This window comes from Streptomyces sp. NPDC107454, assembly GCF_055582885.1.
Window position 1 is genome coordinate 563,525 of sequence record NZ_JBVJPA010000007.1, and the last position, 8,502, is coordinate 572,026.

Here is an 8,502-nt window from a genome sequence, read left to right on the forward strand (position 1 = left end):
TGCGGTACCGTCGACCGCGATGGCCACGATTGAGGAGTGCCGCAGCGCACTCGACAAGCTCTCGGACAACATGGCGGGCGCGGACGGGAACGTACGCGAGGCAGCGGCCCTGGACCGCTCGCTCAGCTGCCGTATCACCGACCTCGACATCACCTTCGTCGGTCGCCTCAAGGACGGCCGGATCGAGGTGCTCGACACCCTCCAGGGCCCACCCGTCGAGAAGGCCCAGATCAGACTCGCCATGTCCGGCGACGATCTGGTCGCCATGGTCGGCGGGCAGCTGAACTTCGCGAAGGCCTGGGGCTCGGGCCGGGTGCGGCTGGAGGCGGCCCTGCTCGACCTGTTCCGCCTCAGGAAGCTTCTGTAGCGGCTCCGGCGGCCGCCTTCACGCGGGCCTTGCGTGCCGCGGGCACCACCAGCGGCGTCCCGGTCTCCGGGTCGTCGATGACCTGGCAGCGCAGCCCGAAGACCTCCTCGACCAGTTCGGCCGTGACGATGTCGTTCGGCGCGCCCTCGGCGATGACCCGGCCCTCGCGCAGGGCGATGAGGTGGGTGGCGTACCGGGCCGCGTGATTGAGGTCGTGCAGGACGGCGACCAGGGTGCGCCCCTGCTCCTCGTGGAGTTCGGCGCACAGGTCGAGCACGTCGATCTGGTGCTGGATGTCGAGGTAGGTCGTCGGCTCGTCGAGCAGCAGCAGCGGGGTCTGCTGGGCGAGGGCCATTGCGATCCACACGCGCTGCCGCTGGCCGCCGGACAGTTCGTCGACATAGCGATCGGCCAGTTCGGCGACGCCGGTCGAGGCCATCGACTCCTGTACGACCCGCTCGTCCTCCGTCGACCACTGGCGCAGCAGGCCCTGGTGCGGATAGCGGCCCCGGCCGACCAGGTCGCCGACCGTGATCCCGTCCGGCGCGATCGACGACTGCGGCAGCAGCCCGAGCGTCCTGGCCACCTTCTTCGCGGGCATCGACTGGATGACCTGCCCGTCGAGCAGCACCCGCCCCTCGGAGGGCTTGAGCATCCGCGACAGGGCGCGCAGCAGCGTGGACTTGCCGCAGGCGTTCGGGCCGACGATCACGGTGAAGGAGTTGTCGGGGATCTCCACCGACAGCTTCTCCGCGATGACGCGCTGGTCGTAGCCGAGGGTGACGTTGTCGGCGGACAGGCGGTTCACAGTGCTCCTTCGAGTGTTCTTTTTCGCCTGGGTGTTCTCATACGCCTGGGTGTTCTTGTCGGTCTGGGCGCTCTTGTGCGCCTGGGCGTTCCTGTTCGCCGCGGCGCTCATATCCGGCCCGCCTTGCGCTCGGTGACCAGCAGCCACAGCAGATAGATCCCGCCCAGGACCCCCGTCACGACGCCGACGGGCAGCTGATCGGCGCCGAAGGCCCGCTGCGAGGCCCAGTCCGCGACGATCAGCAGGGTCGCGCCCATGCACATCGACGGCACCAGGTTCGGCCCCGGCGAGCGGGTCAGCCGCCGGGCGAGCTGCGGCGCGGTGAGCGCCACGAAGCCGACCGGGCCCGCGGCGGCGGTGGCACCGGCGGTGAGCAGCACGGCGGCCAGCATCAGCAGCAGTCGTACGCGCTCGACGCGCACTCCGAGGGCGTACGACACGTCGTCGCCCATCTCCATCATGCGCAGCCCGCGCGCGTTGCCGAGGACGAGCGGGACGAGGACGGCGCACAGGACGAGCAGCGGCCAGACCTGGGCCCAGTCACGGCCGTTGAGGGAGCCGGTCATCCAGACGACCGCACGGGCCGCGTCGACGATGTCCGCCTTGGTCAGCAGATAGCCGTTGACCGCCGTGACGATCGCGGAGACTCCGATACCGACCAGGACCAGCCGGTATCCGTGCACGCCCCGCTTCCAGGCGAGCAGATAGATGGCGAGCCCGGTCACCAGGCCGCCGACGAGCGCTCCCAGCGCGACCTGGTTCGCGCTGCCCGAGAACAGCACGATCATGATGAGCGCCCCCGCCGTCGATCCCTGGCCGAGACCGAGGACGTCCGGGCTGCCCAGCGGATTGCGGGAGATGGACTGGAACAGCGCCCCGCCGAGCCCGAGCGAGGCCCCGACCAGCAGGCCGACGAGCACCCGCGGCAGCCGCAGGTCGTTGACGATGAACTCCTGGCCCGCGTTCCCGTTGCCGACGAGCGTCTTGAGGACGTCGACGGCCGGGATCGGGAAGTCGCCGGTGCCGATCAGCACCACGCTCGCGGCGAGCGCGGCCACCAGCAGCAGCACGACGACGGTGAACGCCCGGACGTCGATCCGGACGGAGAGACCGCCGCGCGTCCGCACGGCTCGGGTACGTGTGGTCGTCACAGCTGCGCCGTCCTCCGCCGTCGTACGAGATAGATGAAGACCGGCCCGCCGAGGACCGCGGTGACGATGCCGACCTGCAGCTCCGCGGGCCGCGCGACCATCCGCCCCACGACGTCGGCGCCGAGCAGCAGCACGGGCGACAGCACGGTCGCGTACGGCAGGATCCAGCGCAGGTCGGGCCCGGTGAAGGAGCGGACCACGTGCGGGACCATGAGCCCGACGAAGACGATCGGCCCGCAGGCGGCGGTCGCGGCGCCGCACAGCACGGTGGCGGCGGCCATGGACAGCGCCCGGGTGCGGTTCAGGTTGGCGCCGAGCGCGCGGGCGGTGTCGTCGCCCATGGCCGTGGCGTTCAGGGGCCGGGCGAGCGCCAGCGCGACGACCGTGCCGACCACCAGGAAGGGCAGCACCTGCCTGATGGTCGAGTCGGTGGCCGAGGCCAGCGAACCCACCGTCCAGAAGCGCATCTTGCCGAGCGCCGCGTCGTCCATGATCATCACGGCCTGCAGATAGCCGTAGAGCGCGGCGCTGATCGCCGTGCCGGCGAGCGCGAGCCGCACCGGGGTGGCGCCGCGGCTGCCGCCCAGGAACCAGACCAGCGCCCCGACCGCGGCCGCGCCGAAGAAGGCGAACCACACATAGCCGCTCAGGCTCGTGACACCGAAGTAGGTGATGGCGGTGACGACCGCGGCGGACGCGCCCGCGTTGATGCCGAGCAGTCCGGGGTCGGCCAGCGGATTGCGGGTGAGCGCCTGCAGGACGGCACCCGACAGTCCGAGCGCCGCGCCGACCAGCAGCCCGAGGACGGTACGCGAGATCCGGTCGTCCACCACGACGTCGGAGTACGTCCCCGTGCCGTGGAACAGGCCGTGCCAGACCTGGTCCAGCGGCAGCGCTTTCGCACCGATCGCGATACTCGCCAACGCGACGAGCACCAGGAGGGCCAGGGACGCGAGGAGCCCAACGGCGCGTGTCGCCTGACGGCTTGGGGGCGCGGGGGCGGTCGCCGCGCGCTGTTCGGGGGGACTGTCGACCAACACGCAGTTAGGTTAGCCTACCCTCGCTCACGCTTCGATCCCGGGTGACTACGCCCCACCACCGACGAGCCCCCGGGGCCTTCAGAGCCCCAGCCGCGCCAGCGCCTTGCCCCCGTCCAGCTCGCACGCCCCCTCGCCCGCGGCCGTCCACGCCGCAGCGCACAGCGCCCGCAGCCCGTCGAGCGCCTCACCGTCGCCCGCGAGTTCCAGAAGCTCGCTCCCGGCCTGCGCCGTCCAGCCGCCGCAACGGAACCCGTCACCCTCCGCCACGACCTCCGGCTGCCCGGTGAGCAGCCCGCGCAGATCCGCGTCCACATACGTCGGCCGGTGCTGCGGCGGGGCGGCGAGGAGCTGCGCGCCGTCCGTCACCCCGGTGAGCACGAGCAGCGAGTCCACCTCGCCGTTGAACGCGCCCTCGATGTCCGTGTCCAGCCGGTCGCCGACCACCAGCGGCCGCTTCGCCCCGGTCCGCAGGATCGTCTCGCGGTGCATCGGGGGCAACGGCTTGCCCGCCACCTGCGGCTCGGCGCCCGTCGCGATGCGTACGACCTCCACCGCGGCCCCGTTCCCCGGCGCGATCCCCCGTGCGCTCGGGATCGTCAGGTCGGTGTTGGACGCGAACCACGGCACCCCGCGCGCGACGGCGTAGGACGCCTCCGCGAAGCGCCCCCAAGGCAGGTCGGGACCGCCGAACCCCTGGACGACCGCCGCCGGGTCGTCGTCCGCCGACTCGACCGGCTCCAGCCCGCGCTCACGCAGCGCGACCCGCAGTCCGTCGCCGCCGATCACCAGCACGCGCGCACCGGCGGGCACCTGCTCGCTGATCAGCCGCGCCACAGCCTGCGCCGAGGTGATCACGTCATCGGCGCCCGTCGGTATACCGAGCTCACTCAGGTGCTCCGCCACCGCATCGGGCGTACGCAGCGCATTGTTCGTGACATATGCGAGGTGCATCCCTCCAGAACGGGCCGTGCCCAGTGATGCCACGGCGTACGCGATCGCGTTGCCTCCCGCGTACACCACGCCGTCCAGGTCGAGCAGAGCCGTGTCGTACGCGTCACTCAGGGCCTGTTCACTGGCCTCCGGCCGGGTCCTGGCGGTCTGGCTCATTACGCATCGCTCCTCGTTCGATCTCTTTCCCCCGATCATCCCGCACAGCGTCTGCACACTTACGATGCCTCAATGAACTATGCAGGTCCCGCGGAGGAAACCCCGGCGCGCAGCGGCCTCGAACTGACCCCGTTCCGGGGCCTGCGCTACGACCCCGACCGGGTCGGCAGCCTCGCCGCCGTGACATCTCCGCCGTACGACGTCATCGTCCGGCCGGACGGTCTGCTCCACCTCGAGTCCGCCGACCCGCACAACATCGTCAGGCTGATCCTCCCCCAGGACACGACCCCGACGGCCCGCAACCGCCAGGCGGCGGACACCCTGCACGACTGGGTGTCCGAAGGCGTCCTGGCCGCCGACCCCGAGCCGGGCCTCTACGTCTACGAGCAGCACGACGACGGCATGCTGCAACGCGGCATCATCGGCGCCCTGCGCCTGTCGGAGCCGTCCGCCGGCGTCGTCCTCCCGCACGAGGACGTCATGCCGCACATCATCGCGGACCGCGCGGCCCTGATGCGTGCCACCTCGGCCAACCTCGAACCTCTGCTGCTGACCTACCGCGGCAACGGCTCCCGGGTGGGCACGGCCGCCGTCATCGAGCGCGCCGCTGAGGGCGACCCGCTGCTCTCGACGACCACGGAGGACGGTTTCAGCCACCGCCTGTGGGCGATCACCGACCCGGCCGACCTGGCCGAGATCCAGACCGATCTCGGCCGGCACCAGGCTCTCATCGCGGACGGCCACCACCGCTGGGCGACGTACCTGCGGCTACGCGCCGAGCATCCCTCACCGAGCCCCTGGGACTACGGCCTCGTGCTCCTGGTGGACACCGCGCGCTACCCGCTCCGGGTCCGCGCGATCCACCGCCTGCTGCACAATCTGCCGGTCGCGGAAGCGCTGACCGCCCTCACGGACTCGTTCCGCGTACGTCACCTCGACGTTGCGCTCCCCGAGGCCCTGGAGGCCCTCGCCGCGGCCGCCGCCGAGGGCAACGCCTTCCTCCTCGCGGGCGACGGCTCGTTCCACCTGGTCGACCGCCCCTCCCCGGACCTCCTCGCCCGTACGGTCCCGCCGGACCGCCCCGAGGCCTGGCGCACCCTGGACGCGACCGTCCTGCACGCCACGCTCCTGGCCCACATCTGGGGCATCCCCGAGGACTCGCCCACCCACATCGCGTACATCCACGACACGGCCGCCACGGTGGACAAGGCGGAGCGCGACGGCGGGACGGCCGTCCTGATGCACCCGGTCCGCGAGGAGGTCGTACGCGACCTCGCCCGCCAGGGCGTCACGATGCCCCGCAAGTCGACGTCGTTCGGCCCCAAGCCGGCGTCGGGGCTGGTACTGCGGGCGCTGCCCCTCTGAGGCACCCAGGCGAAAGCAGGGGCTGAAACGCCACGGGCGGCGGGATCCCTTCCGGAATCCCGCCGCCCGTGTCCTACGACAACCGCTGTACGTCAGCCCCGCGGAGCATCGTCATCGTCGTCGGCCTCGACGATGTCGTCCTCATCGTCGTCCTCATCGTCGTCCTCATCGTCCTCGGACTCGACCTCGGTGTCAGCGTCCGCGTCCGTCGCGGTCTCGGCCTCGTCCTCGACGAGCGCGTCGACGAACTCGACACCATCCAGCTCGGCGAGCCGGTCGGAGGCGTCCGTGCTGCCGTCCTTGTCGGACTCGACGGCCTTCGCGAACCACTCGCGCGCCTCGTCCTCACGACCGGCGGCCAGCAGCGCGTCGGCGTAGGCGTAACGCAGCCGGGCCGTCCAGGGCTGTACGGAGTTCGAGGCGAGCTCCGGGCTCTGGAGCGTCACGATGGCGGCGTCGAGCTGCCCCATGTCGCGCCGGGCACCGGCCGCCACGAGCCGCATCTCGACCTGACCGGCCTTGTCCAGCTTGTGCACCTCGGGCGCACCCGCCATGTCCAGCGCCTTCTCGGGCCGGCCCAGGCCGCGCTCGCAGTCCGCCATGACGGGCCACAGGTCCACGTTCCCGGTCATACGGCGCGCCGCCCTGAACTCCGCGAGCGCCTCGCTGTACTTCTGGTTGGCGTACGCGGCGAACCCGGCCGCCTCGCGTACGGCGGCCACACGCGACGCCAGCCGCAGGGCGATCCTCGAGTACGCGTACGCGCCCTCGGGGTCCTCGTCGATGAGACGGGCGACCATCACCAGGTTCCTGGAGACGTCCTCCGCAAGCCCCTTCGGCAGACTCTGGAGCTCCTGCCGTACGTCCGCGTCGATCTCCTCGCCCGTGACGTCATCGGGGATCGGCAGACGCTTGATCGGCTCACGGTCCCGGTCGCGCTCGTCACGGCCACGGAAACCGCCACCGCGCCGGTCGTCGCCCCGACGGTCGTCACGGCCCCGGAAGCCACCGGTGCCACCGGGGCGGCCACCCCGGTCGTCACGACGGGGGCCACCACGTCCGCGGTCGTCGCGACCCCGGTCGTCGCGGGCGCGGAAACCGCCGCCGCCACGGCTGTCGTCACGACGGTCATCGCGCCGGTCGTCCCGCCTGTCGTCGCGACGGAAGGCCGGACGGTCGCCCTCACGCCGGTCGTCACGGCGGAAGTCACTGCGGTCGTCGCGCCGGAAGCCACCGCCACCGCGGTTGTCGTCCCGGCGGAACCCACCGCGGTCGCCACTGTCACGACGGTCGTCACGCCGGAAGTCTCCGCGGTCATCACGGCGGAAGCCACCACGATCGCCGCTGTCACGACGGTCATCACGGCGATCGTCGCGACGGAACCCACCGCGGTCGTCGTCACGACGGGGAGCACTGCTCGGACGGTCGTCGCGGCGCGGGCCACTGCTGGGGCGGTCGTCACGACGGAACGCCGGACGGTCCCCCTCGCGACGGAACCCGCCACGGTCGTCGCCCCGACGGTCGTCACGGCGGAAGTCACCACGGTCGTCACGGCGGAAGCCACCGCGATCGCCGCTGTCACGACGGTCATCACGGCGATCGTCGCGACGGAACCCACCGCGGTCGTCGCCCCGGCGATCGTCACGCCGGTCGTCCCGACGGTCGTCACGGCGGAAGTCACCACGGTCGTCGCGCCGGAAGCCACCGCCACCGCGGTTGTCATCCCGACGGAACCCACCGCGGTCGTCGTCACGACGGGGACCGCTGCTGGGACGGTCGTCGCGGCGCGGGCCACTGCTGGGGCGGTCGTCACGCCGGAACGCCGGACGGTCCCCGTCCCGACGGAACCCACGGTCACGGTCGTCGCGGCGCGGACCACTGGTGGGTCGGTCGTCACGGCGGAACGGCGGGCGACCGCCCCGGTCGCCCTCACGCCGGTCGTCACGGCCACGGAAACCGCCGCCACCGCCACGGTTGTCATCACGCCGGCTGTCGTCACGACGGTTGTCATCACGCCGGAAGCCGCCGCGGTCACCGCGGTTGTCGTCCCGACGGAACCCACCGCGGTCGTCGTCGCGGCGCGGGCCACTGCTGGGGCGGTCGTCACGCCGGTCGTTGTCGCGGCGCGGACCTCCGCGGTAACCGCCGCGGTCACCACTGTCCCGGCGGCGCTGATCGCGCTCCGGTCGCTCGTCGGGAGAGTTGGTGGACATGGTGACTCCTGTCATCGGTACCGCAAGTCATTCTCGCGCAGCCGGGTACCCGGCGCGCTTCGGAAAAACAAAAAAGGACCTCTGGTCCCAGCGAGTCGCTGGGACCAGAGGTCCTCCAAAGATTGTTCGGCGGCGTCCTACTCTCCCACAGGGTCCCCCCTGCAGTACCATCGGCGCTGTGAGGCTTAGCTTCCGGGTTCGGAATGTAACCGGGCGTTTCCCTCACGCTATGACCACCGAAACCCTTTCAGACACCCCGCGATAAAGCGAGGTCTTGAACGGGCAGCGAACAAGCACACTATTCAATTGATTAGTGGAACTGTTCAGCCAGCACAACCGTTCGTTGTCTGGGAACTACACAGTGGACGCGAGCAACTGAGGACAAGCCCTCGGCCTATTAGTACCGGTCACCTCCAGCGGTTACCCGCCTTCCAGATCCGGCCTATCAACC

Annotated in this window: 7 protein-coding genes, 1 rRNA gene and 1 pseudogene; 2 read left to right on the top strand and 7 right to left on the bottom strand. The window is 71.3% G+C overall.

Going from position 1 to position 8,502, the window contains the following annotated elements; all coding sequences use genetic code 11:
- The first annotated feature begins 19 nt into the window (after positions 1 to 19).
- A complete protein-coding gene (locus ACZ69M_RS20795; protein WP_352051346.1) occupies positions 20 to 367 on the top strand; it encodes an SCP2 sterol-binding domain-containing protein in 348 nt (115 codons plus the stop codon).
- Here ACZ69M_RS20795 and ACZ69M_RS20800 read toward each other — a convergent pair.
- From ACZ69M_RS20800 to ACZ69M_RS20815, 4 genes are all read right to left on the bottom strand, one after another.
- Entirely contained in the window at positions 351 to 1,322 is a 972-nt protein-coding gene (locus ACZ69M_RS20800; RefSeq protein ID WP_470051673.1) for an ABC transporter ATP-binding protein, read from the bottom strand. The two genes, ACZ69M_RS20795 and ACZ69M_RS20800, sit on opposite strands and share 17 nt — an antisense overlap.
- On the bottom strand, positions 1,283 to 2,326 hold the full coding sequence (locus ACZ69M_RS20805) for a FecCD family ABC transporter permease (RefSeq protein WP_470051675.1): 1,044 nt from the start codon (positions 2,324 to 2,326) through the stop codon (positions 1,283 to 1,285). Before ACZ69M_RS20805 ends, ACZ69M_RS20800 begins: the two co-directional genes overlap by 40 nt.
- Positions 2,323 to 3,366 carry a FecCD family ABC transporter permease gene (locus tag ACZ69M_RS20810; RefSeq protein WP_470051677.1) on the bottom strand — a complete coding sequence of 348 codons (1,044 nt, stop codon included), beginning with the start codon at positions 3,364 to 3,366 and terminating at the stop codon, positions 2,323 to 2,325. Before ACZ69M_RS20810 ends, ACZ69M_RS20805 begins: the two co-directional genes overlap by 4 nt.
- Positions 3,367 to 3,444: 78 nt before the next feature.
- Complete coding sequence (locus ACZ69M_RS20815) at positions 3,445 to 4,473, bottom strand: HAD hydrolase-like protein (protein WP_470051679.1); 1,029 nt, start codon at positions 4,471 to 4,473, stop codon at positions 3,445 to 3,447.
- Between the two features lie 72 nt (positions 4,474 to 4,545).
- Between ACZ69M_RS20815 and ACZ69M_RS20820 the strand changes: the two genes are divergently transcribed.
- Positions 4,546 to 5,838 carry a DUF1015 domain-containing protein gene (locus ACZ69M_RS20820; RefSeq protein WP_470051681.1) on the top strand — a complete coding sequence of 431 codons (1,293 nt, stop codon included), beginning with the start codon at positions 4,546 to 4,548 and terminating at the stop codon, positions 5,836 to 5,838.
- 92 nt (positions 5,839 to 5,930) lie between these two features.
- On the opposite strand, the gene ACZ69M_RS20825 is transcribed toward ACZ69M_RS20820, so the two are convergent.
- The 3 genes and pseudogenes from ACZ69M_RS20825 to rrf form a co-directional block, all read right to left on the bottom strand.
- Positions 5,931 to 6,746 carry a tetratricopeptide repeat protein gene (locus ACZ69M_RS20825; RefSeq protein WP_470051731.1) on the bottom strand — a complete coding sequence of 272 codons (816 nt, stop codon included), beginning with the start codon at positions 6,744 to 6,746 and terminating at the stop codon, positions 5,931 to 5,933.
- 162 nt (positions 6,747 to 6,908) lie between these two features.
- Positions 6,909 to 7,595 (bottom strand): annotated as a pseudogene (locus tag ACZ69M_RS20830) (hypothetical protein); the annotation flags it as partial.
- A gap of 580 nt (positions 7,596 to 8,175) precedes the next feature.
- A 5S ribosomal RNA gene (gene rrf / locus ACZ69M_RS20835) occupies positions 8,176 to 8,292 on the bottom strand.
- Positions 8,293 to 8,502: the final 210 nt, after the last annotated feature.

Bases quoted from the DNA above. Each gene is read 5' to 3' on its own strand.
- ACZ69M_RS20795 (WP_352051346.1), top strand. From the start codon at position 20: ATGGCCACGATTGAGGAGTGCCGCAGCGCACTCGACAAGCTCTCGGAC.
- ACZ69M_RS20820 (WP_470051681.1), top strand. From the start codon at position 4,546: ATGAACTATGCAGGTCCCGCGGAGGAAACCCCGGCGCGCAGCGGCCTC.
- ACZ69M_RS20815 (WP_470051679.1), bottom strand. From the start codon at position 4,473: ATGAGCCAGACCGCCAGGACCCGGCCGGAGGCCAGTGAACAGGCCCTG.